Raw genomic sequence first — 22,855 nt, 5'->3', positions numbered from 1 at the left:
CCGTAAATCGCCCGTTAATGGCGCATAAGGCTGGGCGCCACACCACTCCAACGCACAAATGCGTGGCGAAAACTGGCGGTTTCGCTAAAGCCCAGTTGTTCGGCGATCTTGTGAATCGGCATCTGGTCTTGTGCCAGCCATTGCTTGGCTTGCTCAAAGCGCAACTCGTCAAGTAATTGCTGATAGCTGCAACCCAAGGCCTGTAAGTGTCGACGCAATGTACGCGCCGAACAGTTCATCTGCGCCGCCAGGCCATCCAGGCCTGGCGCGGCGTGCAGTTGGTCGGCCAGCAATTGGCGTACGCGATTGAGCCAGGCCTGACGTCCGGTGAACTCGGAGTTTTGTTTGCGGCAGCGTTCGGCCATGGCCCGATGGGTGATGGCGTCGGCCAGGGGCAGGGGGCGTGCAAGCCACTCCTGATCGAAGGCAAAGCCATTGGCCGGGGCGTCGAAACGCAACGGACAGTCGAAGCGCTCGGCGTAACGGGCTTGGTAAACCGGCGCCCGGTAGTCGAAGCGTGCCTCATGCAGGGGTAACGCGCAGCCGAGCAAGTCATCGCAGATCACCTTCAGCGACACCAGGCAAAACTCCACATTGAACGCCGCCAGCGCAGGGTCTTCCCGATAGTCACCAGCGGTCAGCCAGACCTGCTGGCCATCTTCCACCAGGCTCAGTGCGAAAAGTGTTCCCAACAGCGCCGGGTAGCGCAACGCCAGGCGCAAAGCGTCACCTAAGGTGGCACTGGTGAGCAGCGCGTAGCCGAGCAGACCGTAGCTCGACACATGCATGCGCTGGCCCAGATCCAGGCCAATGTCCTGGCGCAAGGCTACGGCATTGGCGCACACACGCATCTCCTGGCAGGTGGTGATACGTGTGTCGGCATGGCGCAGGTCGGCCAGGCTAATGCCGCTGCCGGCCAGCAAGACATTGCTCGCCAGGCCCTGGTCCTGGAAGGTAGTCAGGACCAGGGACACGGCGTTGAGGGTGGTCAGGTGTGAATGCAGCATAGAGAGACCGGCGCCAAGAGGTACCGGTTGGGCAGCAAGTTACATGCCGGCCCATGCTGCGATCAGGTACTTGACGTGGATTTTGGCCGATCGAAAAACAACTCACGGGCTTTTTCCAGGCTGATTTCGCTGCGGTAGAACGCGATGGCTTGCTTGCGGTCCAGACCTTTCGTCGAATCGGCGGCAGCGCCGAGAGCGTGCTCCGCCGGGGTTTTCAGCCGGGCAGACAGGTAGGCTTTGTCCGGCGTCCAATCGGTGCTGTAGTGAAAATGCGCGTACCAAAGCACCTTGTCATTGCCGCGGTCGATGATGGTGTACTCATCCAGATAATCCGGCTTGGCGCCTTTGATTCGGCGGCGAGCCTGGGTCTTTTTGATCGTGATCACGTTGTGATGTTTGAGCCATTCAAGACCTGACACGGTGGGCGGGTAGGCTTTGAGCGTTCTCTGCACCAGCTGATTGCTCTGTTGGTTGAGGTCGATCAGGGCTGCATCGAGGGCTTTGGTCACGCCGCTGGCAGAGGTCGATAAGACATCGATTTCGGTGATGTTGTGCTGTGTCAGAGCCTGTTCGATGGTACTGATGGCCTGCTCCAGTTGCCGGGCATGCTGGTGATACAGGTACTCAATGCCGAAAGGTGCACGGTCGGCCTGATTGGCGTGGGTTTTGGCCCGTGCCAGAAAAGTCGGTAACCCGTCCAGCAATGCCTGGCCCTGGTTGATACTGAGCTGTATGTCCAATACCACCGGCTCTCTGGATGGAGGCGGGGTTCGCTCGCGCACCACCCAAACCCCTTTGCTTTTCTCATGGTAAGTGGACAGGATCTGATTGGTCAGCGGTGAGCGAATATCCACCAGACCGGTTTCCAGGCCGACACTGCTCAGGCGCGGTTCGCCGATCAGCAGGCCATGGTAACGCGTATGGATAAATTGTTTCGCCGGGCGCGGTGGGGTCGACGGCGGGGTGGGGCGGCTTCTGAACAAACTTCTTTGCGTACTCAGTACCCCTAGGGTTTTGACGGCGCGCCGCTGGAGGTAAGTCAATTCTCCCCGCACTTCGAGCAGTTGATCGGTGATGGCGTTCTCGGAGAACTCCACGGGAAAGTCTTGCAAGCGCTCGTCAATCAACTGGAATTGCTCGATCAGGTTGCTCAAGGTGTCAATGCGCTCGTCCAGCCGGCGGTCACTGCTCTCCTTCAGTGTGTCATGCAAGCATTGAACGGCGATGTCTGCGGTGTCGATGATCCGATCGATTTCCACCCAGGCGGCGGGCTCGGTGGTAAACGTGTACCGGGGTAGACACAGGTTGCGGTTGAGCGTCACGCGGATTGCCCTGAGGTCATCAGGTGTATACACCGGCATTGTGCTTTTCAGGGTGCTCAAGAGCAGCGCGCCGTCTTTGCCCAGGCTTTTGAGCTCTGTGAAGCGGCCGTGCATGTACTCCAACTGAATCAGCAGCCTTCCGGTCAGGTCGCGCATTTCGCGGAAGTCTTCAACCGGACGCGCTTGGGCGGTTTTGGCCTGGTGTTGCAGTTGTTCGTACACGGTGCGCCATTTGGGCGTGAAGTTGACGAGGATTTCGGCCATCGCTGCCTGGGTCATTTTGGTCTGGACTTTGATGTAGCTGAGGGCCTTTGGCGCGTATTCGGCGCTGGGCTCGTGAATGTGCATCTCCTTGAGCATTTGCAGGGCTGACTCGTATTCCGTGCGCTGGGTCTCCAGGGTCCGGATGTAGGTGCGCCGGAGGGTATCGACCGATGTGGAGGGACCTTCGTCCAATTCACTGCGGGCCCGTTGCAACTCGCCCTGTGCGGTTTTCTTGCGGTTTTCGAAGGCCTTGAGTTTCTCGCGCAGTTCATCGGCCTTTTTCTTGGCCAGGTCCCGGGCCTTCTGGGTCATGAGCTTGGGGCCTCCACCGCGTAGGCGCAGGCGCGTATCGACAAACCATTGGCCCTGGCTGTTGTGGATCAAGGGCGGGCCGGTGCGTTCGGGGCGGGTGGGGTCGGCAATCAAGACGGTGTCGTTCTCATCCACCAGCACCTGGAACCAGCGTGTACCCACGGGGGCATACCAGTGTTGGCCGCCGCGATACAGATGTTGATGGGCCCCTGCCTTGTCGTTGACGGCGCCGAGCGTGTCGGGTTTGGTCACTTTGAAACTGTCCAGCACGGTGGCCAGTCGCGTCGGTGTGCGGTTGACCGCGCCACTGATATACAGGGGACGGTCGTGTGGCCCCAGGGTGTCGGAGCTGATCGTCGCGAGTTTGCGGACAATTTCCGGTTTTAGCCGGGTTGGCGGTTGAGGACGTGCTATCGGCAAGGGTTTTTCTTTGTTTGCCAGGCCCGGCGAGCGATGGGTAACGCAGTGCAGGGTGATGGCCATGCCGATGTTCAGCAGCAGGTCGGCGAGGGCGGCCCAGGGCGACGCCTGCTCGGGGTGTGCCTTGGCGTCGACCACGTCTTGCAGTTGCTCCATGATCTGCCAGATCCAGGCCGCCGTGCCCGTGATGCGCCCGAGAAACGGCAGGGCGGCGTTGAAGATTGCCCAGCCTATGCGCTTGAACGTGGCCCAGCGTGCCTCGGTATTGGACACCGATTGCCGGTCAGCCAGGGTTACCAGGGCGTTGGCATTGGCGTTGTACAGGGTGGCAAATAGATCGCCGATCACGACGTTCTGACTCAGTTTTACCGGCCCACTCATCGCCAAGGCCTTGAGCGGGTCCAGCACGAACGTGGCGACCGCCCAAGGCGAGGGCAGGTTGTTGGGGAACACGAATTGGGCGTAGTCATCGCGGGTGCGGTCGGGCAGCCAGGCCAGTACCGATTCGCGCAGGCTTATCGATTGCTGCAGGGCGTAGAGCAGATTGTCCGGTGACGGAAATTGCGACAGCGGTTTGTCGAGCAGCGGCCGATAGAGCAAGCAAGGACCGGCGCTCATGTCCTGGGGGCCGATCACGAACATGTTGGCGACCACGTCCGGGGTGGTGTCTAGCCGTCGGGTCGGTACAAAGCCCAGCGGGCGGATGACAATAGTCTGGCCATCCACCTCGCGATCGGCGGGGGCGGCCTGCATCAGGGCGCAGATGTAGCGATAGCCCTGCTCATTGATCCCACCTTCGTCGCGGATCTTGCATTGCAGGGCCAGCAGCGGCAGTTGAATGCGCAAATGCTGGGTGTAGAGCAACTGCCGGCGCGCAGATTCCAGGGGATCGTCTAACAGTACTGTCTTGACCTGGGCCGGGTAGGTGTTGCCGATGTCGACACGGCTGATCAGGCTTTCCAGGTAATCGAGGGTCAGCCAGTCAGGCAGTGTCTGCGGGTTACGCTGGCGCAGGGTTTTGACGCCCTGGGGCAATGCGATCAGGTTCTGCAAGGCCAACTCGGTCAGGCTGAATTGGGTGGTGTCGAACTGTCCGGGCACCGGGAACAAGCCCCAGATCACGGGGCTGCGCACCACGATATCAAGGTTATCCAGCCACTGCGTCGAGGCTTCGGGGTGGTCCTTGAGCATCTCGGCGTTGAGTTGGTCCAGGGTGTATTGCTGGATCGGGCTCAGGTCGTCTTGATAGCGCTTTCCCCGATTCAAGCTGTGTAGGGTTGCGAGGTCCTTGAGATGGCGTGAGAAGGCGTCCTGGTCCGAGGCGGAGGCCTCGGTCAGCCAGTCGGGCAGGGCATCCACATACGGCTGCAAGTCGGACTCACTGAGCGTGGCTTGAGGCGTTGGCGCTTGTGTCAGGCTTTGCTGGGAAGCGCCCGGCTCACGCAGGTCAGAAAAGCTGATACTGCCAATGGCCATGATCTGAAGGCTGATGAAGGCACAGGCCAGGTAGTCGAAAAAATCGCCGCCGGGTTCCACCAGGCGCCACTGCACTTTCATCCCCCCCAATGCGCTGCTCAATAGTTGTGGCAGGTCCTGGCCCAGTTGCTCAAGGTTGGTGTATTTCTTGAAACTCCCGAGCAGTGAATGGGTGAGGATCACCTCATGGCCGTTTCGCTTGCTGATCAAGACGCTGATCAGATGCTCATCCAGGTGAGTGACCTTGCCGTCGTCGTCGATCCGGTCGATATCAATCACATAGGCCTTCACGGCCTGTGGGTCGTTGAGGCTGCGTTGTGCGTAGTCCGGCGTGCGGTATAACTGGCGTGCCATTTCGCATTCGTCGTCACTCAAACCGCCGGCCTGCTGTACATTCCAGAAATCACGCAGCGTTGTGGACAACGCGTGCCAGCGCGGCCCGCTATCGGCCTCCGAAGCGTTCCAGTACTCCATCTGCGCCTGTTGATAAGCGCGCAACATCACCGGTGCCAGCATGTTGATGAGGCCAGCGATGTCGAGGATGCGCACTGGTAAGTGCACCGCCGGCTCAATGATCGGCAGTTGGGTCAGGAAGTGTTCACCTTCGATATACAGCGCGGGCACTGCCAGCACCGCCTGGGCCGCGAGGATATCGGTAAGCGCCTGGTAGTGGCGGTCGACGGGTACGACGTGGCCATCGTCAATGCCCCAGAGCGGGGCGCCCACCATGGTCACGTTCGGGTCGATGTCGAGGGTGGGGTACAAGTCCTTCAATTGCTCGCGCAGCAGCGTGGCGGCCACTTCGCGAAACGCCGGTCCGGTGGACATTTGCGTGACGAGCGTATCGGTGAGGGTTTGGTGGGAATAGGTTGACGAGGGTGTGGTCATGGCGCGTCCTGACAGGCGAAAGAATGGCAACAGCCCCAGGAGAGGTCTGGGGTGTTGCCATGCTAGAAAGCCCTATGCCAGGCGCGGTGGTGCTTATGTAGGCCGGCTATTCAGCGCAGTTCGCCGCACAGGTCCAGTTCCACCAGGCGGCGCACTTCCTGGCTGTCGAGCCCGGCGCCGAGCAGTGCGTTGAGCTTGCCGAATGCCGCTTCACGGGTCATGCCGCCACCGGACAACACACCGACGCCACGCAGGCGGCTACCGGCCTCGTAGACATCCAACTCAACGCCGCCTTCATGGCACTGGGTGATGGCCACCACCACGATCCCGTTGTCCTGCGCGTGTTGCAGGCTGGCGAGGAACTGCGGGTTGTCGCTCGGCCCGGTGCCGCTGCCGAAGCATTCGAGGATCAGCGCCTGGATGCCGCTGCCGATCACTGCGTCCAGTTGGGCCGCGCCGATGCCCGGCACCAACGGCAGCACGCCGACGTAAGCCAGAGCTTTGGGCTGACGGTAATTCAGGGCGTGTGGAATGGCATCGACAGGGTCAGCGCCGCCCTGGCGGTTCAACGCCGCGAACGGGTTGCGGCCGAAGCTGCGGATTTTCGCGCAGCGGGTGGGCGCCATCATTGCGCCGTGGAAGTACAGGTGCACACCCGGCGCCAGGCCTACGCCCAACGCCTGCAACGCGCCACTGACGTTTTCCCAGGCATCGCTGTCGGGCACGCCGGCTGGCAGCATGGAGCCGGTGAACACCACCGGCGCCAGCAGGCCCAGCAGCTGGAAGCTCATGGCCGCCGCGCTGTAGGCCAGGGTGTCGGTGCCGTGCAGGATCAGTACGCCATCGCAGCCCTCATCAACGGCCTCGACCACGGCGGTGCGCAGGCGCTGCCAGTAGGCGGGAGTCATGTTGGCGCTGTCGATCAGCGGGGCCATTTCCTGGAAGCGCCAGGCGGGTAGCGCTTGATTGCCGAGCTGCTCACGCATACGCGCTTCGAAACCGGAGGCCGGGGCCAGGCCATTGGCGCTGGCCTGCATGCCAATGGTGCCGCCGGTGTAGAGCACCATGACGTTGCTAGATGGGGACATCGAATTTTCTCCTGAACGAAAAACGCCGCACGGCCCCGAGCATGCCCAAGGTCGTGCGGCGTGTCATCTACCTACACTCAGCGCTGGGCTTGAGCGTTCAGTTCAGCGGATGGCGCTGCATCCGGTTTTGCCGGATTGGCCGGCCAGGCCTTGCGGTCCAGGTCCAGGTCAGGGAACTGGCTGGAGTCGAACACCGGCGTCTTGATGCCTGCCGCGCGCTGGTTGTCGTAGTCGTTCAGGATGCGCATGGCGATCTTGAACAGGAACGCCAGGGCGAACAGGTTGACGAACGCGAGCAGGGTCATGGTGATGTCGGCGAAGGCGAACACGGTGCTCAGGTTCTCGATGGAACCCCAGAAAATCAGCACCAGCACCAGCGCGCGGTAGCCCATCAGCACCTTGCGGTTGTTGCCCACCAGGAAGCGCAGGTTGCTCTCGCCGAGGTAGTAGTTGTACATGATCGAGGTGAACACGAACAACGCCAGGGCCACGGAGATGAACATGCGGCCCCAGTCACCGACTACAGCGGCCAGGGAGTTCTGGGTCAGGGCAATGCCGTCGCCTTCAAAGCCTGGGGTGTAGAAACCGGAGAGCAGGATCAGCAGCGCGGTACAGGTGCAGATCACGAAGGTGTCGAGGAACACGCTGAACGCCTGGACCACGCCCTGGGCAATCGGGTGCTCTACAGAAGCCACCGCCGCCACGTTAGGCGCACTGCCCAGACCAGCTTCGTTGGCGAACACGCCGCGCTTCACGCCCATGATGATCGCACTGCCCACCAGGCCACCGAAGGCTTGGTCGAGGCCGAAGGCGCTCTTGACGATGGTCGCGAGCATGGCCGGCACGTGGTCGAATTGCAGCACGATCACGTACAGGGTCACTGCGATGTAGACCAGGGTCTTGACTGGCACCAGCAGGTCGGCAATCGACGCAATACGCTTGATCCCGCCGATGAACACCAGGCCCAACAGCACAGCCAGCGCGAGGCCGGTGTAGGTGGTGTCCAGGCCGAAAGCGTTGTTCAGCGAGTGGGTCACGGCGTGGGCTTGCAGGCCGTTGAAGGCAAAACCGAAGGTCACCAGCAACAGGAAGGCCATGACCATACCCAGCCAGCGCTTCTGCAAGCCGTGCTGAATGTAATACGCCGGACCACCACGGTAGGTGCCTTCTGCGTCAGTGCGCTTGTACAACTGGCCGAGGGAGCACTCGATGAAGCTCGACGACATGCCTACCAGCGCGGTGACCCACATCCAGAACACGGCACCGGGGCCACCCAGGGTCACGGCAATGCCGACGCCGGCGATGTTACCGGCACCCACGCGGCCAGCCAGGCTGAGCATCAGCGCCTGGAACGAGCTGAGTTGGTCGGAGCTGCTCTTCAGGCTGTCTTTGAACACCGAGAACATGTGGAAAAAGTGACGCAGTTGAACGAAACGCGAGCGAATCGTGAAATAACCGCCGAGCCCGACAATGAGCACGATCAGTACTTTCCCTGAGAGGAAGTCGTTGATGACTTCGAGCATGGAGTGTTCCTCGCTGATTTTTCTAATGGCAAACGCAGGACGGTCCGACCACGCCGCTTGGCACCAGGCAGTGCGCGGCAGTTCGACCCCAATCCTTTTGCGGGTTGTTATTCATGCGGTTTCGCGCTGTATCCGGGCCTCGTTACCGACGGCCGCAGACGCGAAGAGGGGCGGCACTATACCTAGGAGCGCGTGATCCGTCTGCACGGGGCGATTAAAGGTTTCAGCACTGAGGTGGGCATGCAGGGCGATATTGGATTTTTTATGGGCGTCATTTCACAACCTTGAGGCAAAAAAAAGGGCCTGAAGAACGAGCCTTCAGGCCCTCAAAAGGTGAGAGGTGTCTAGTCCCTCAACCTGGTGAGCGGTGCAACAAACGCTTAGGCCTTCAGGGGAACCAAGCGTGGGGCAATCATGTTTTCGGGACGCAGGATGTCGTCGAGCATGGCGTCGTCGAGCAAGCCTTCTTCACGCACCAATTCCAGCACGCCACGGCCGCTTTCAAGAGCGATACGGGCGATGCGGGTGGCGTTCTCATAGCCGATGTACGGGTTCAGTGCAGTGACCAGGCCGATGGAGTGCTCGACCAGTTCGCGGCAGCGCGCTTCGTTGGCGGTGATGCCGACGATGCAGTGCTCGCGCAGCATGTCCATGGCGCGTTGCAGCAGGCGGATCGAATCGAAGATCTTGAAGGCGATCAGCGGCTCCATCACGTTCAGTTGCAGTTGGCCGCCTTCGGCTGCCATGGTCAGGGCCAGGTCGTTGCCGATCACTTGGAATGCCACCTGGTTCACGGCTTCCGGGATCACTGGGTTGACCTTGCCGGGCATGATCGAGCTGCCTGGCTGACGGGCCGGCAGGTTGATCTCGTTGATCCCGGTACGTGGGCCGCTGGACAGCAGGCGCAGGTCGTTGCAGATCTTCGACAGCTTTACGGCGGTACGCTTGAGCATGCCGGAGAACAGCACGAAGGCGCCCATGTCGGAGGTAGCTTCGATCAGGTCGGCGGCCGGCACCAGCGGCTGTCCGCTGATAGTGGCCAGGCGTTGCACGGCCAGTGCCTGATAGCGCGGGTCGGCGTTGATGCCGGTGCCGATGGCGGTGCCGCCCAGGTTCACTTCGGTCAACAGCTCTGGCGCCAGGGTTTTCAGGCGGGCCAGGTCTTCGCTCAGGGTGGTGGCGAAGGCGCGGAATTCCTGGCCGAGGGTCATCGGCACGGCGTCTTGCAATTGGGTGCGGCCCATTTTCAGCACGTGGCCGAATTCGACGCCTTTGGCGGCGAAGGCCTGGATCAGGCTGTCGAGGCTGGCCAGCAGCGCGTCATGGCCCAGCAGCAGACCCAGTCGGATCGCGGTCGGGTAGGCGTCGTTGGTCGACTGCGCCATGTTCACGTCGTTGTTCGGGTGCAGGTACTGGTACTCGCCCTTGTTGTGGCCCATGGCCTCCAACGCGATGTTGGCGATGACTTCGTTGGCATTCATGTTGGTTGAAGTGCCGGCGCCGCCTTGAATCATGTCCACCACGAACTCTTCGTGGAAATCGCCGCGGATCAGACGGGCACAGGCTTCGCTGATGGCAGCGTGCTTGGCTTCGCTGAGCTGACCCAGCTCGCGGTTGGCGTCAGCCGCCGCTTGCTTGACCATTGCCAGACCGACCACCAATTTCGGGTAATGCGAAATCGGAACGCCCGAGAGACGGAAGTTGTTCACCGCTCGCAGGGTCTGGATGCCGTAATACGCTTGAGCCGGTACTTCGAGTACGCCAAGCAGGTCTTTTTCGGTACGGAATGATGCAGCAGAGGACATGACGGAAATCATCTCGATAGGGACCCGGAACTGGCCGGAACGCTGCGAATGCTAGGCTTGTGGAAGTTTTTGGGCCAATGCTGTTAAACACTGGCCTATGCGCAAACGGCATAATGCAGGTGTGACCCGGCTATGATGACGGGCGTGTGTGCCAAAATGGTGCGTACCCGTGGGAGGAAGTGATGAACCTTGAGAGCAAATGGCTGGAAGACTTCAGCGCCTTGGCGGCCACCCGCAGCTTTTCCCAGGCGGCGGAGCGACGCTTTGTCACCCAGCCGGCGTTCAGCCGACGGATCCGCAGCCTGGAAGCGGCGTTGGGGCTGACCCTGGTCAACCGCTCGCGCACACCGGTGGAACTCACGGCGGCGGGGCAGTTGTTCCTGGTGACTGCGCGCACGGTGGTCGAACAGCTCGGTGAAGTGCTGCGCCATTTGCATCACCTGGAAGGCGGGCAGGGCGAAGTCATGCAAGTCGCGGCGGCGCACTCCCTGGCGCTGGGCTTCTTCCCGCGCTGGATCGCACAGTTGCGCAACGAAGGCCTGAACATCGCCACGCGGCTGGTCGCCACCAACGTCGGCGACGCGGTGCATGCCCTGCGCGAGGGCGGTTGCGACTTGATGCTGGCATTCTACGACCCGGATGCGGCGATGCAGATGGACTCGGAAATCTTCCCCTCCCTGCACTTGGGCAACACCGAAATGCTCCCGGTGTGTGCGGCGGATGCCGATGGCAAGCCGTTGTTTGACCTGGAAGGCGAGGGCAGCGTGCCGCTTTTGGCCTACAGCGCGGGTGCTTTTCTCGGCCGCTCCGTGCACTTGCTGTTGCGTCAACGTGCACTGCGCTTTACCACGGTGTATGAAACCGCCATGGCTGACAGCCTCAAGAGCATGGCTCTGGAAGGCTTGGGTATCGCCTGGGTGCCGCAACTGAGCGTGCGGGCGGAGTTGGCCCGAGGTGAGTTGGTGGTGTGCGGCGGGCCGCAATGGCATGTGCCGCTGGAAATCCGCCTGTATCGCTGTGCCTTGGTCCGTAAGGCGAATGTGCGGTTGCTGTGGCGAAAACTGGAAGGTGGAGCAGCGCAGAATCCGGCGGGGGATCGCTGACCTCAGAGTCAATAAAACCGCCGGTTTGCACCGCTAGACAGATGGTCATCCAAGGGGCTGTTTATCTCGATTATTACGGTATACTGCGCGGCCTTCGGCCGGTCCAACCGGCCTTAATTCGTACAACAAGCCACGCCGGATTTCCCGCGTGGCTTGTTGTTTTTTGACGCGCCTGCGGGCGCCCAGAGAGAAGAGGCACGACGATGAGTGCATTGGTTGGCGTGATCATGGGCTCCAAGTCCGATTGGTCCACCCTTAGCCACACCGCCGATATGCTGGAAAAACTCGGCATTCCGTATGAAGTGAAAGTGGTCTCTGCCCACCGCACCCCGGATTTGCTGTTCCAGTATGCCGATGAAGCAGAATCCCGTGGCATCGAGGTGATCATCGCCGGTGCCGGCGGTGCAGCGCACCTGCCAGGCATGTGTGCGGCCAAGACCCACCTGCCGGTTCTCGGCGTGCCGGTGCAATCGGCGATGCTCTCGGGCGTGGATTCGCTGTTGTCCATCGTGCAGATGCCGGCCGGCATTCCGGTGGCGACCCTGGCGATCGGCAAGGCCGGCGCGATCAACGCCGCCCTGCTGTCCGCCAGTATCCTGGGCGCCAAGCACCCGCAGTTCCACGCGGTGCTGAAAAAATTCCGTGCTGAGCAGACAGACAGCGTGCTGGACAATCCAGACCCACGCATCGCCTGAGGTTGTTGACGATGAAAATCGGTGTAATCGGTGGCGGCCAATTGGGCCGCATGCTGGCCTTGGCGGGAACCCCGCTGGGGATGAACTTCGCTTTCCTGGATCCGGCGCCGGACGCTTGCGCAGCTGCGTTGGGTGAACACCTGCGGGCTGACTACAGCGACCCGGACCACCTGCGCCAACTGGCTGACGAAGTTGACCTGGTGACCTTCGAGTTCGAAAGCGTGCCGGCTGAAACCGTGGCCTTCCTCTCGCAGTTCGTGCCGGTGTACCCGAGCGCCGAAGCCTTGCGCATCGCCCGCGACCGCTGGTTCGAGAAAAGCATGTTCAAGGACCTGGGCATTCCAACCCCGGCCTTCGCCGACATCCAGTCCCAGGCGGACCTGGATGCTGCCGTCGCCAGCATCGGCCTGCCGGCCGTGCTGAAAACCCGCACCCTGGGTTACGACGGCAAGGGCCAGAAAGTCCTGCGCACCGCCGCTGATGTGGTCGGCACCTTTGCCGAACTGGGCAGCGTCGCCTGCTTGCTGGAAGGCTTCGTGCCGTTCACCGGCGAAGTCTCGCTGATCGCCGTGCGTGCCCGTGATGGCGAAACCCGCTTCTACCCGTTGGTGCACAACACCCACGACAGCGGCATCCTCAAGCTGTCCGTCGCCAGTACCGACCACCCGTTGCAGGCCCTGGCGGAAGATTATTCCAGCCGTGTGCTCAAGCAACTGGATTACGTCGGCGTGATGGCGTTCGAGTTCTTTGAAGTCGACGGTGGCCTCAAGGCCAACGAAATTGCTCCGCGCGTGCACAACTCCGGGCACTGGACCACCGAAGGCGCCGAGTGCAGCCAGTTCGAAAACCACCTGCGGGCGGTCGCGGGCTTGCCGCTGGGCTCCACGGCCAAGGTTGGCGAGAGCGCGATGCTCAACTTCATCGGCACGGTGCCGGCGGTGGAAAAAGTCATCGCCATCGATGACTGCCACCTGCATCACTATGGCAAGGCCTTCAAGGCTGGGCGCAAGGTCGGCCACGCCAACCTGCGCTGCAAGGACCGCGCGACATTGGAAGCGCAGATCCTCAAGGTTGAAGCGCTGATCGCCGAGCAATAAGGCAAGTCCGACGGGAACCATTGGTGACCGTCGTCTCTCTGATTGCAGGATGCCAAAGCCTGACTAGGCTTTGGCATAGCTCACTTCAATCAGAGGGAAATGCCATGGGTATCATCGGAACCATCTTTATCGGCTTGATCGTCGGCCTGCTGGCGCGTTTCCTGAAACCAGGCGACGACAGCATGGGTTGGATCATGACCATCCTGCTGGGTATCGCCGGCTCCCTGGCCGCGACCTACGGTGGTCAGGCGCTGGGTATCTACCAGGCAGGCCAAGGTGCAGGCTTCATCGGTGCCCTGGTTGGTGCGATCATCCTGCTGGTGATCTACGGCCTGATCAAAAAGAAGTAATCTGCCGACAAAGTCCTCTGCGCTGCGCAGGCGCAGGGGGCTAGAATGCTCGGCACCTGTACTTGCCGAGCTTCTCCATGCGCCGTCTTTTGTTGATGTTCCTTTTGCTGGGCCCTGGCCTGGCGCACGCCGGTGAACTGCCGGAAACCGACTGGCTCGACCTGATGCCGCTTTCCGACCAGAAAGCCCTCGAAGCCATGCCCGAGATCGACCACAACTCCCCCGAAGCCCAGGGCACCTTTACCGATAAAGGTGGCTTGAAGCAGAGCAAGGGGTTGCCGGCGGTGATGTATTCGACCAAGACCGTGGCGGCCATGAATGGCAAGGACATCCGTATCGGTGGCTACCCGGTGCCGTTGGAAACCGACGCCAAGGGTCGCAGCACCTTGTTCTTCCTCGTACCGTACCCAGGCGCGTGCATCCACGTGCCGCCGCCACCGCCCAATCAGCTGGTGCTGGTGCGCTACCCCAAGGGCTTGAAGCTGGATGATATCTACACGCCGCTGTGGGTGACCGGCACCCTCAAGGTCGAAAAGGTCAACAACGACCTGGCGGACGCCGCCTACGCGTTGGATGCCGGCAAGGTACGGGTGGTCAAGGAGTCGGATCTTTAACGCCCTGCATCGGGATAAAACACCCGCTTGGCTTGTGGCCAATAGATCTCTGCGCGATGAATATCCAATCGTCGGCCCTGGCGAGCGGCCTCGACTTGGGCGGTTGCCCCTAACGCCCGCTGTGCCGGCGTCTTGAGATGGGATTTGGCAGGGACGCTATGGGACGCCTGCTCATAGTGCAGGTGCGCGTAGGCCCACAACTTGCCTTTGGCATGGATCTCGAACTCATCCAGAAAGTCCGGAACCTTGATCCACTTTTCGGTACCAGGTTTTTTTGATTGTCGGGTGCCGGCGACCCGGTCAAGGGTTTTGCGGGTGCTTAGAACCCCGGGCTGGCTGTGCAAGAACTCCAAGGCATTGGCATCGGGCGCTTGCTTGATAACGAGGTCCAGACGCAGCAGTTTGGCCATTGTGTTCAAGCGGGTCGCGTGTTCCCTAAAATGCCGTACTTGCGCCAGTAGACCCTGTCGAGCTGTCTCATTGATGACGGAGATGCAGGCTGCCTCAAGGTCATCGGCGCCTTGATTGAGCTTGGCTGCGCCCAGCCTGATACGGTCTTCGACACCCGCGGGTTCGGCCGATGCTTTGTTCCTGTAAAACACGATGAGGTCATCCTGTTCCTCTAGCACGTCCTGCATTTTCTTGGTGGCGGCGTTCAGCTCCTGAGTCAGGTTCGTCTGGCTGGAAGAGGCTGGTGCACTGGGCTCTTTAACCTGAATGGTCGATTTGATCCAGAGCTTGTCCTCGCCAGACTTGATATAGGTGGCGATGCGCTGATCCTCGCTGTCTAGGATGTCGGCAACGTCGCTGTTCTCGGTCCTGGGTTTGGCAAGCACGGTTTTAGTGGTGCGGGGCTGGTCGCCGGCGATCAGTATGGGAATACGATTTTTCGGCGTAGGTTGGGTGGACAGTTTCGACGTGCCAGGCGCAGGCGGGGTGACGGGCGATGGTCCGGCTTTCGGCGCTGGGAGTTTTTCCAGGGTGTCCAGCATCCGTTCCAGTTCGGCGTCCAGTAAAGACTTCAACGCCTTGGTCTGTTCAATAATGGTGTTAACGGCGCTGCGTTTAGCGTCGAGAAAGTCGTTGAGCGGTTTAAGGATGAGTGTGTCTTGCCCCTGGAATGCGCCAGTCTCTTTCACCCGCTGAAGGCTTTTTTGCTGAGCCTCCAGATAGCCCTCCAGATCATCAACGACTGCCGAATAACGCGGGCTGAGGTTGTTTGCCACATCAATGGCATCGCTCAACCGTGATCTGCCAAAGTCCGGTGTCGTGGCGAAATCCTTGGGGTCGAAGATTCGCAACTCGGTGTGCCTTGCGTGTACCAGGCCCAGTTCCTGGACGGCTTCCTGGTGTAGGAACGATTTGTCGAACAGCAGGTTTATCGTATTGAATTCGGTCGATTGGGTGGCCTGATCCAGCAGGTGTGTCGCGGTGTCCATTGTCTCGTATGCTTGTTGATAGTGCGCATCCCGTTCAGCTTTGGCTTTTTTAAGCTCCTCCAGCCTTTTCCCCCCGGCATGCCCACTTTCGCCGACCGGCGTCCACACTCCGTCCTTGTTGACGATGCGGTGCGCAGGACGTGTCTTGTTGTGCGGGTGAACGATATAGAACTCCGTGTCGCCTGCGAGGCCGTGGCGCGTTTCGACCCCATACCATTGGCCGCGGGAACGGACATAACTCTGCTGATTCTTGCCATCGTAGACACCGTTGGTCCGGCGGCTGAATTCCGCGCTCTGTTCATACGGAACGTGCGCGATGTAGCCGTCGAGGTCCGGGATACGTTGCAGCCCCTCTTCGCCAAACGGGATGTACCGCGGCCCGAACGCTTGGTTGGTCAACGGATCAATCAGGCGGTACTCCGGCAACAGGTCGGTGCCGACGCTGCGCATAGGCACGTGGTCGATGCCTGCCACGGTAAACAGACTGTCCTGCGTCTCAAGGGGTTTCCAGGTTTGCGGGTCGACCGGCTGTAGCGTTCGGCCAGAGGGCATGAACAATGGTTTGACGAGGGTCTTCCTGAACAACGCCAGGCCTGCGTCCACCTGGCGTGCGGCTGCAACGCTGAGCCGCAGCGCACTCAAGCCGCCGATCTTGAGCAAGGACGGTACGGCTTCCAGCGGGTTGAGTTCTTTGAGGGAAGCGAGCAAAAACGTTTTGGTGAGGGTCGCGAATCTCGGCAGCGCCGCCTGAAAACTGATCCTCCCGGCTTGTGCAACCAGGCGCGCCGAACCGCCAACGTATTTACCGATGGGGGCGGCGAAGGAGAGCACGTCGGTGAAGAGCGACAACGCGCCGCTTTCCACGCGTTGTGGGTCGCCCGAGGCGATGTCCTCTATCCCGCCCCAGAAAGGCACCAGCATCTTGGCGTAGAAGCTGAAGTCGTTAATGGTTTCGTGTGCCGCCTCAAGCGCTGAGGTGTTGCGTTGGGCGGACAATTTGAGTTGGGACTCGTCCGTGTGAAACAACGCATCGGCAACGATGGCGGCCAGTTGTCGACTGCGCGCCGAAGTCAATGTTTGTGCGGCCCGCAGGTACTCCGAAGGGACTGGCGCAGTGGCTGGCAACACCTGACCGATGGGCTCGGCAATCAACAGGCTGGACACCGTTTCGCGCGGGCGCTGGCCCTGTTGATACGCGGCCCAATCGAAGGGCATAGACGTTGCGCGGCGAAAGGCTGCCTTGCCCGAGCGGCTTGAGCCGCCGGTGGATTCCACGGAAACCTTGCCATTGACCGTCAGTGTTTGAATGTCTGGACGCGCACGGATCACTGCCGCGCGAGGGAACACCTCATAGTAAGTGGTGCGGTGCTTATCCCGGGCCTGGATGATAAAGCCGTGACGTCCCCGTGCGGCCGCGATGTTCTGTGGGGTTTCGCGCTCAACCGTCACGTGTTGCAGTTCCTGGCGCAGGGCGTACAGCGTGACCTCGCCGTTTTCGATCGCGCTGCGGTCAGGCAGTGGCAGGTTGGGCAGCAACGCTCGGATAAAGGTTTGGTAAGCCGATTTGGCGCCGCTCAGGTAATCACTGAATCCCCGCTCGAACGCTTCGTCTGAGGTGAAGCGCCAGCGGCCAGGGGGCGCTTGGGAAATGGTTGTCGTTGCCTGGATTATCTCTTGTTCGTGCTCCTCCAAGGCTTCTACAGCCAGTTGGGCTTGTTCAGGCGTGTGTTCATGGCTTTCGCTCGTCAGTACGCCGTTGGCCTTGGCCCATTCCAGCGTGGGTCCCAGCCGGGCCAGCGCGATCACCAGTGTTTGCTCGGGCGTCGTGTTGTCGCTTGTCGTAGCCAGTAAGCCGAGCAGTTGTGGGAAGGTCATGTGTTGAGCTGAGCCGGGTGTAATGGCGTGTGCAAGCGCCACGGCTGCCTTGAAATTCACCCAGGCGATGGAGCTGGCGTAATGCAGGTCGTCAGGAATGTCCCTTACCCAAACCTCCGAGGCGGAAGCCTTTTGCAGCAGGCGCTTGGCCAATTGGATACCGCCAGGAGTGAGCTGGCAGTTGTGGCTCAGGGACTGCTCAAGTTGTCGATGAATGTAGCTGTAGTTGTAGCCCCAGTGCAGGGGGGTGGCTATTTCTTCTCCGGCGACGGTCGTGCGAGCTTTGCCTTTTGGGCGTTCAAAATTCAGCCAAAGCGTGCGCCAGACCAGGTTGCGCAGCACTTTCTCCGGTGGGTTCTCACCCTCGGCGGTGTACCAGTCCAATGTTTTGACCAATTGATTGCCGAACTCAAGGCATTGGCGCGTCTTGAACCATTGTTCGAGCACAACTGTGGGGGTCTTCAGCGCCTGGGCTTCGCGTTGGGGTGTCAGAAAGTGCAGGGTCAACTGCTTGAACATCGAACCGTTGCCAGTGATGAGTTGCTGGTTGATCCGTCGTTGCAGGTTGGCATCGTCTTGTTCATCCATGAGCTGATCAAAAGGCAGTTCGCCTGCACCCAGGTCCAGCGACAGAGAGGCGGCGTGTTCCTGAAGTCGCTCAATCATCTGTTGCAGCGGATTATCCGCCGCGATGGGAACTGCATAGAACTTGAGTGCAAGATCAAGCCGAACGGTGCCGTCTGCGCGAATGCCGTCACCGACGTCCCGTCGCGCCGCTATCAAGACGTTGACATCGTTGCGCCAATAGATCGGCACCGTGCTCAGGGGCAGCAGCACGCCCTGAACGGTAAAGCGGGTCAGCGGCGAGTCCGCCAGCGCTGGCTGGTTATTGACGAGCTTTTCCAATACCCGCAGGGGCGACCAGTCGATCTCGGCTGGGCTGGACCGTTGGCGCATCCAGTCTGCAAAGTCGCTGTCATCCTCGAGTTTATTCAACACCTCCACAGCCCGCGTGCATGCCTTGAACAGCGGTGATTGGCGATGAGGCGTAAAGAACGCATCTGCCAGTGGTTGCTGCGTAGCCCCCGCCTGGAGGCTGTTCAACTGGGCCAGCAGGCCAGGGAAGTCAATCAGTCGGTCGGCCTGTGTTTGCATCAACTGCTGCTGGGCCGTAACCGCCGCCCCCCTTTGTTGTGCGCGGGTGATCAAGAGCGGCCGGGCATGCTGCGTGATGGACCGGCTGAAATCCAGCAGTGCAAACAGGCTGGCCGCCTGGTCGATTTTTTTCACCACGCCCTCCGGGGCGTCGCGATGAACGGCCCAGTGGTACTCGATATCCTGACGTTGCTTGCTGAGCAACAGGCCAACTTGATGCTGGAAAAAATGCTTCACGCCAGTGACCGGCACCAGATTGACCCGCGCATCTTTGTTGGCCCGTGGCGCCAGGCTTGTAAACGCCGGGTGGTGGCGATGAGCAAGGCTGACCAGCAGCTGTTCACGCCCAGGCTCTGTTTTAAACAACCGGGTGATATGTGTCTTCAGCGCCGTGGGGCTGGTGAACCCGATCAGGCCTTGCCTCGGCAGGTAGAGCACCGTGGGGTTGGAGGTTCGGCGTTCATCCAGTGGCCAGGTGCACAGGGCGAACGCACCGACCAGCGCCAGTTCATCGGGTCCTGTGGTGTCTTGCAGGTTGAGGTGAAAGAGGTTCAGGGTGCCGGGCAGGGCGGCTGTGCCCAGTTGCCGGACCAACGCGACACTGGCGGGGTCAAGGGACGCCGTTTCGAATCGCAATGACGCCTCGCACTGGATCAGAAACGCGAGGGCTTGAGCGATATAGGTACTACGGGGTTGTTGGGTTGCACTGTGATTGGAACGCCAGAACTGGTTGAGGTCATTGAGGTAGTACTCAACCCCCAGCAACTGATTCATCAGGGTTCTGATTGCTATCTGGCCCGCGTCACCCAGGCGCAGAAATGCGCCGTTTTTATAGAGATAGAAGTCACTGCGCTGGTGGTAATACGCCGGAATCCGACATTGATGGAGCGCGTCCTGCGCCAGGGTTTGCAGCGTCCTGTCGTTTGCGCTGGGCGAATCAATCAGGGAGTCCTCAGGATTTTTCAGGTAGAGGTGTTCGGTGGGGTGCTTATCAAGGGATTTGGCGAGCGCCTCCAGGACGAGCTGATTGGCGCAAAAGGTCAGTGAAGGTTGGGCGCGGAGGATCTCTGTTACTGCGTCGTTCCACTTGACCATGAGTTGGGCGGCGTGAGCGGGAGGCTGTTGCGTTACTTCCAGGAGAGAAGGAGTCATCGAAGGGGCCTTTGTCAGATGCGTTTTTTGCACCATAACGAGGCTGCTTAGACTTGAGGCTCTACATAAATGATGCAGCGATCCGCCGCACCAAAGGGCAGTGCGCCGGACCTGCATCCATCAACGGGGTGCCCGCGAGGAAGATTACAACGGGGCTGCAGTGATACTGACCGCCAGCGTGTGGCTTTGCCCCGGTGCCAGCACCACCACATCATCCAGCACATTCGCCGTCTCGATGCACAGCATGCCTGGCCAGCCATCATCGGACATGTCGTCAAACGCCTTGGCGCGTTCGGTCCAGGGGTTCCAGATCACCGTCGACTTCGAACCCTCGGCAGTGAGCTGAATGCGGCGCTGCCAGTCCTTGTCGACGATGTTCAACTGTGACGGCGTGTCGAGGTAGATGCGATCAGTCTCGGCGGTGAAGTGCAGCGGGCCGGATTGTGTCTTCTCGGCCCAATTGTCTGCGGTATCGATATAGGCACGCCCGTCCAGCCCTTCGACCTGCACATTGCGTACATCGCTGACGGCGAAGTAGGTGTGCAGCGCCTGGCTGAGGGTTACGGTGTCGGTGCCACGGTTGTGGCTGGTGAGGTGGATGTGCAACTGGTCGTCCAGCAACAGGCTCAGTTTGAGGTCGACCTGATGGGGCCAGCCAGGAAAGCCGCCTGCCGGGACGGGTAGCACCAGATCCACCCGCAACGCTTCACCTTCAAGCTTGCTCGCGGCCAACGTCCACAGCGCTGTACGCACGAAACCATGGGCGCCGGCCGGCTGACCGCTCTGGCGCATCGCCTTCACGCTTTGCGGGTTGCGGTCGAATACGCCAAACCAAGGCCAGCACACCGGTACGCCGGTACGGATGCCCTTGCCCTTTTTGAACACCGCTTCAGGGTTCGGCCAGATCATCGGCTGCTCGCCGGCGCGCTGGTAACTGAAGATATGCGCGCCCTGTTGGGCCACCATCAGTTCGGCACCGTTGTGGCGGATGCGCCAGCAGTCCAGCTCGTCGATTTTCACGGTTTCAACGTGGGGCGTCGGCATAACAAAGCACTCTTGGTGGCAGGCAATGGGGCAATTGACCGTCAAAACCCGGCGAGGTTTAACGTGCGCGCGAAGGAACCGAGCGCGTGCGACCGCTGCCGTCGATGGCGACGAATACAAATACCGCCTCGGTCACCTTGCGCCATTCGCTGGACAGCGGGTCGTCGCTCCACACTTCGACCATCATCTGGATCGAGCTGCGGCCGATCTCCAGGGCCTGGGTATAAAAGGAGAGCTGCGCGCCCACCGCGACCGGCACCAGGAACGCCATGCGATCAATGGCCACCGTGGCGACACGCCCACCTGCAACCTTGCTGGCCATGGCGGTGCCGGCCAGGTCCATCTGTGCGACCAGCCAGCCGCCGAAGATGTCGCCAAAACCGTTGGTTTCACGCGGGAGCGCGGTGATTTGCAGGGCGAGATCGCCTTGCGGGATAGGATCTTCTTGTTCGAGTTCGATCATGCCGAGGGCCTCTGACCCGTAACGCTTAGTGGATAGCCGTCTTCGAAAAAACGTTTCAGCACCAACATACACCGCGTGATGCGTTTCTCGTAAGGCGTACTAAAGGGAAACTCTGCCAAATCGGCTGGATGGCACCCAACGGCGTTTTGGCACAGCAGCCCCTCAAGACTGCGGTTCTGGCGCTTGCAGGGGCCGAGTATATCGAGACCCTGGCGCCACGACGACCTCTGGGCGTTCATTTGGTCGGCATTTAGCGGCTGTATCGCGGCTTTTTCCGGCAACTGTGCTTCTGTGCGCAGTTAAAGGGGAATATTTAGCGTCTTTGAACTGTTATTCGCTCAACGCTGTGCTTTTTCTAGCGATTTGCTATCTTGCCAAGCCTGCCGCAAGTCCCGGGCTTGCCGTCCCGACTACTATAAGAGAAGCCTTGCCATGTCCTCCGTGCCCGCAAGCAGTGCGCAACCTTCGCGCCCGCTGACCCGCAACGACTACAAAACCCTGTCGCTGTCTGCCTTGGGCGGGGCGCTGGAGTTTTATGATTTCATCATTTTCGTGTTTTTCGCCACCGTGGTCGGGAAACTCTTCTTCCCCGTGGACATGCCTGAATGGCTGCGCATGATGCAGACCTTCGGCATCTTCGCCGCCGGCTACCTGGCGCGCCCCCTGGGCGGCATTATCATGGCGCACTTCGGCGACCTGCTGGGCCGCAAGAAAATGTTCACCCTGAGCATCTTCATGATGGCCGTGCCGACCCTGATCATGGGCCTGCTGCCGACCTACGCGCAGATCGGCCTGTGGGCACCGGTGCTGTTGCTGCTGATGCGCATCATCCAGGGCGCTGCGATTGGTGGTGAAGTGCCAGGCGCCTGGGTGTTCGTCTCCGAACACGTACCGCCACGCCATATCGGCTACGCCTGCGGCACCCTGACCAGCGGCCTGACTGCCGGTATCTTGCTGGGTTCGCTGGTGGCCACGGCGATCAATACGCTTTATAGCCCGGAGCAGGTCTCGGATTTCGCCTGGCGCATCCCGTTCCTGCTCGGCGGCGTGTTCGGCCTGCTGTCGGTGTACCTGCGCCGCTGGCTGCATGAAACACCGATCTTTGCCGAAATGCAGCAGCGCAAGACCCTGGCCGCCGAACTGCCTTTGCGCGCGGTCCTGCGTGATCACCGTGGCGCCATCGTGTTGTCGATGCTGCTGACCTGGCTGCTGTCGGCTGGCGTCGTGGTGGTCATCCTGATGACCCCGACCGTGCTGCAAACCGTCTACCACTTCAGCCCGACTGTTGCGCTGCAGGCCAACAGCCTGGCCATTGTCACCCTGAGCCTGGGTTGCATCGCTTCCGGTGCATTAGCCGACCGCTTCGGCGCCGGCCGCGTGCTGGTCACCGGTTGCGCACTGCTGCTGGCGACGTCCTGGACGCTGTATCACAGCCTTATGGCCCACCCGGATTGGTTGTTCCCGCTGTACGCACTGACCGGCCTGTTCGTGGGCACCATCGGCGTCGTTCCCTACGTGATGGTCAAGGCTTTTCCGCCTGTGGTGCGCTTCAGTGGCCTGTCGTTCTCCTACAACGTGGCCTACGCCGTATTCGGCGGGCTGACGCCGCTGGCGGTGTCGCTGCTGATGAAGGAAAGCCCGATGGGTCCGGCTTACTACGTTGCCGCCCTGTGCTTGATGGGGATGGTGGTGGGTGGGTATCTGTGGAAGCGTTCGCGCTGATTCCTTGACATTATCGCTCCCGCGCCCTGCGTGGGAGCGAT

General features: G+C 60.7%; 14 protein-coding genes. 6 read left to right on the top strand and 8 right to left on the bottom strand.

Going from position 1 to position 22,855, the window contains the following annotated elements; translation table 11 throughout:
- Positions 1-14 precede the first annotated feature (14 nt).
- The 5 genes from AYR47_RS06465 to aspA form a co-directional block, all read right to left on the bottom strand.
- The gene (locus AYR47_RS06465; protein WP_033897262.1) at positions 15-1,007 is read right to left on the bottom strand and encodes an AraC family transcriptional regulator; all 993 of its coding nucleotides are present in this window, start codon (positions 1,005-1,007) and stop codon (positions 15-17) included.
- A 62-nt stretch (positions 1,008-1,069) separates the two neighbouring features.
- The gene (locus AYR47_RS06460) at positions 1,070-5,689 is read right to left on the bottom strand and encodes a dermonecrotic toxin domain-containing protein (RefSeq protein ID WP_061434653.1); all 4,620 of its coding nucleotides are present in this window, start codon (positions 5,687-5,689) and stop codon (positions 1,070-1,072) included.
- Positions 5,690-5,799: 110 nt separating this feature from the next.
- Positions 5,800-6,777: an asparaginase gene (locus tag AYR47_RS06455; RefSeq protein ID WP_061434651.1), complete on the bottom strand. Its 978-nt coding sequence runs from the start codon at positions 6,775-6,777 to the stop codon at positions 5,800-5,802.
- Between the two features lie 77 nt (positions 6,778-6,854).
- Positions 6,855-8,300 (bottom strand): alanine/glycine:cation symporter family protein, encoded by a 1,446-nt coding sequence (locus tag AYR47_RS06450; RefSeq protein WP_033897265.1) that lies wholly within the window; start codon positions 8,298-8,300, stop codon positions 6,855-6,857.
- 380 nt (positions 8,301-8,680) lie between these two features.
- Positions 8,681-10,105 (bottom strand): aspartate ammonia-lyase, encoded by a 1,425-nt coding sequence (aspA, locus tag AYR47_RS06445; protein ID WP_028618519.1) that lies wholly within the window; start codon positions 10,103-10,105, stop codon positions 8,681-8,683.
- 182 nt (positions 10,106-10,287) lie between these two features.
- On the opposite strand from aspA, the gene AYR47_RS06440 reads away from it, so the two are divergent.
- The 5 genes from AYR47_RS06440 to AYR47_RS06420 all read left to right on the top strand — a co-directional run bounded on the left by AYR47_RS06440 (position 10,288) and on the right by AYR47_RS06420 (position 13,964).
- Positions 10,288-11,208 (top strand): LysR substrate-binding domain-containing protein, encoded by a 921-nt coding sequence (locus AYR47_RS06440; RefSeq protein WP_033897266.1) that lies wholly within the window; start codon positions 10,288-10,290, stop codon positions 11,206-11,208.
- 203 nt (positions 11,209-11,411) lie between these two features.
- Positions 11,412-11,903: a 5-(carboxyamino)imidazole ribonucleotide mutase gene (gene purE / locus AYR47_RS06435; protein WP_003176980.1), complete on the top strand. Its 492-nt coding sequence runs from the start codon at positions 11,412-11,414 to the stop codon at positions 11,901-11,903.
- Between the two features lie 11 nt (positions 11,904-11,914).
- A complete protein-coding gene (locus tag AYR47_RS06430; protein WP_028618517.1) occupies positions 11,915-13,000 on the top strand; it encodes a 5-(carboxyamino)imidazole ribonucleotide synthase in 1,086 nt (361 codons plus the stop codon).
- A 104-nt stretch (positions 13,001-13,104) separates the two neighbouring features.
- The gene (locus tag AYR47_RS06425; RefSeq protein ID WP_016978642.1) at positions 13,105-13,350 is read left to right on the top strand and encodes a GlsB/YeaQ/YmgE family stress response membrane protein; all 246 of its coding nucleotides are present in this window, start codon (positions 13,105-13,107) and stop codon (positions 13,348-13,350) included.
- Positions 13,351-13,427: 77 nt separating this feature from the next.
- Positions 13,428-13,964 (top strand): DUF3299 domain-containing protein, encoded by a 537-nt coding sequence (locus tag AYR47_RS06420; protein WP_061434649.1) that lies wholly within the window; start codon positions 13,428-13,430, stop codon positions 13,962-13,964.
- On the opposite strand, the gene AYR47_RS06415 is transcribed toward AYR47_RS06420, so the two are convergent.
- From AYR47_RS06415 to AYR47_RS06405, 3 genes are all read right to left on the bottom strand, one after another.
- Positions 13,961-19,585, bottom strand: coding sequence for a hypothetical protein (locus tag AYR47_RS06415; RefSeq protein WP_156487780.1), 5,625 nt, complete (start codon positions 19,583-19,585; stop codon positions 13,961-13,963). The two genes, AYR47_RS06420 and AYR47_RS06415, sit on opposite strands and share 4 nt — an antisense overlap.
- Positions 19,586-19,729: 144 nt before the next feature.
- Positions 19,730-20,629 (bottom strand): D-hexose-6-phosphate mutarotase, encoded by a 900-nt coding sequence (locus AYR47_RS06410; protein ID WP_061434645.1) that lies wholly within the window; start codon positions 20,627-20,629, stop codon positions 19,730-19,732.
- A gap of 58 nt (positions 20,630-20,687) precedes the next feature.
- On the bottom strand, positions 20,688-21,092 hold the full coding sequence (locus AYR47_RS06405) for an acyl-CoA thioesterase (protein ID WP_003176975.1): 405 nt from the start codon (positions 21,090-21,092) through the stop codon (positions 20,688-20,690).
- A gap of 432 nt (positions 21,093-21,524) precedes the next feature.
- Here AYR47_RS06405 and AYR47_RS06400 point away from each other — a divergent pair, with 432 nt between their 5' ends.
- Complete coding sequence (locus tag AYR47_RS06400; RefSeq protein ID WP_010207587.1) at positions 21,525-22,814, top strand: MFS transporter; 1,290 nt, start codon at positions 21,525-21,527, stop codon at positions 22,812-22,814.
- Positions 22,815-22,855 lie beyond the last annotated feature (41 nt).

It is taken from the genome of Pseudomonas azotoformans, assembly GCF_001579805.1.
In the GTDB taxonomy this organism is placed as follows: domain Bacteria; phylum Pseudomonadota; class Gammaproteobacteria; order Pseudomonadales; family Pseudomonadaceae; genus Aquipseudomonas; species Aquipseudomonas azotoformans_A.
This window is presented reverse-complemented; position numbering and strand designations above follow the sequence as displayed.

What these genes read in the sequence shown, in the direction of transcription:
- AYR47_RS06465 (WP_033897262.1), bottom strand. Translation starts at nt 1,007, where the DNA reads ATGCTGCATTCACACCTGACCACCCTCAACGCCGTGTCCCTGGTCCTG.
- AYR47_RS06460 (WP_061434653.1), bottom strand. Translation starts at nt 5,689, where the DNA reads ATGACCACACCCTCGTCAACCTATTCCCACCAAACCCTCACCGATACG.
- AYR47_RS06455 (WP_061434651.1), bottom strand. Translation starts at nt 6,777, where the DNA reads ATGTCCCCATCTAGCAACGTCATGGTGCTCTACACCGGCGGCACCATT.
- AYR47_RS06450 (WP_033897265.1), bottom strand. Translation starts at nt 8,300, where the DNA reads ATGCTCGAAGTCATCAACGACTTCCTCTCAGGGAAAGTACTGATCGTG.
- aspA (WP_028618519.1), bottom strand. Translation starts at nt 10,105, where the DNA reads ATGTCCTCTGCTGCATCATTCCGTACCGAAAAAGACCTGCTTGGCGTA.
- AYR47_RS06440 (WP_033897266.1), top strand. Translation starts at nt 10,288, where the DNA reads ATGAACCTTGAGAGCAAATGGCTGGAAGACTTCAGCGCCTTGGCGGCC.
- purE (WP_003176980.1), top strand. Translation starts at nt 11,412, where the DNA reads ATGAGTGCATTGGTTGGCGTGATCATGGGCTCCAAGTCCGATTGGTCC.
- AYR47_RS06430 (WP_028618517.1), top strand. Translation starts at nt 11,915, where the DNA reads ATGAAAATCGGTGTAATCGGTGGCGGCCAATTGGGCCGCATGCTGGCC.
- AYR47_RS06425 (WP_016978642.1), top strand. Translation starts at nt 13,105, where the DNA reads ATGGGTATCATCGGAACCATCTTTATCGGCTTGATCGTCGGCCTGCTG.
- AYR47_RS06420 (WP_061434649.1), top strand. Translation starts at nt 13,428, where the DNA reads ATGCGCCGTCTTTTGTTGATGTTCCTTTTGCTGGGCCCTGGCCTGGCG.
- AYR47_RS06415 (WP_156487780.1), bottom strand. Translation starts at nt 19,585, where the DNA reads ATGACTCCTTCTCTCCTGGAAGTAACGCAACAGCCTCCCGCTCACGCC.
- AYR47_RS06410 (WP_061434645.1), bottom strand. Translation starts at nt 20,629, where the DNA reads ATGCCGACGCCCCACGTTGAAACCGTGAAAATCGACGAGCTGGACTGC.
- AYR47_RS06405 (WP_003176975.1), bottom strand. Translation starts at nt 21,092, where the DNA reads ATGATCGAACTCGAACAAGAAGATCCTATCCCGCAAGGCGATCTCGCC.
- AYR47_RS06400 (WP_010207587.1), top strand. Translation starts at nt 21,525, where the DNA reads ATGTCCTCCGTGCCCGCAAGCAGTGCGCAACCTTCGCGCCCGCTGACC.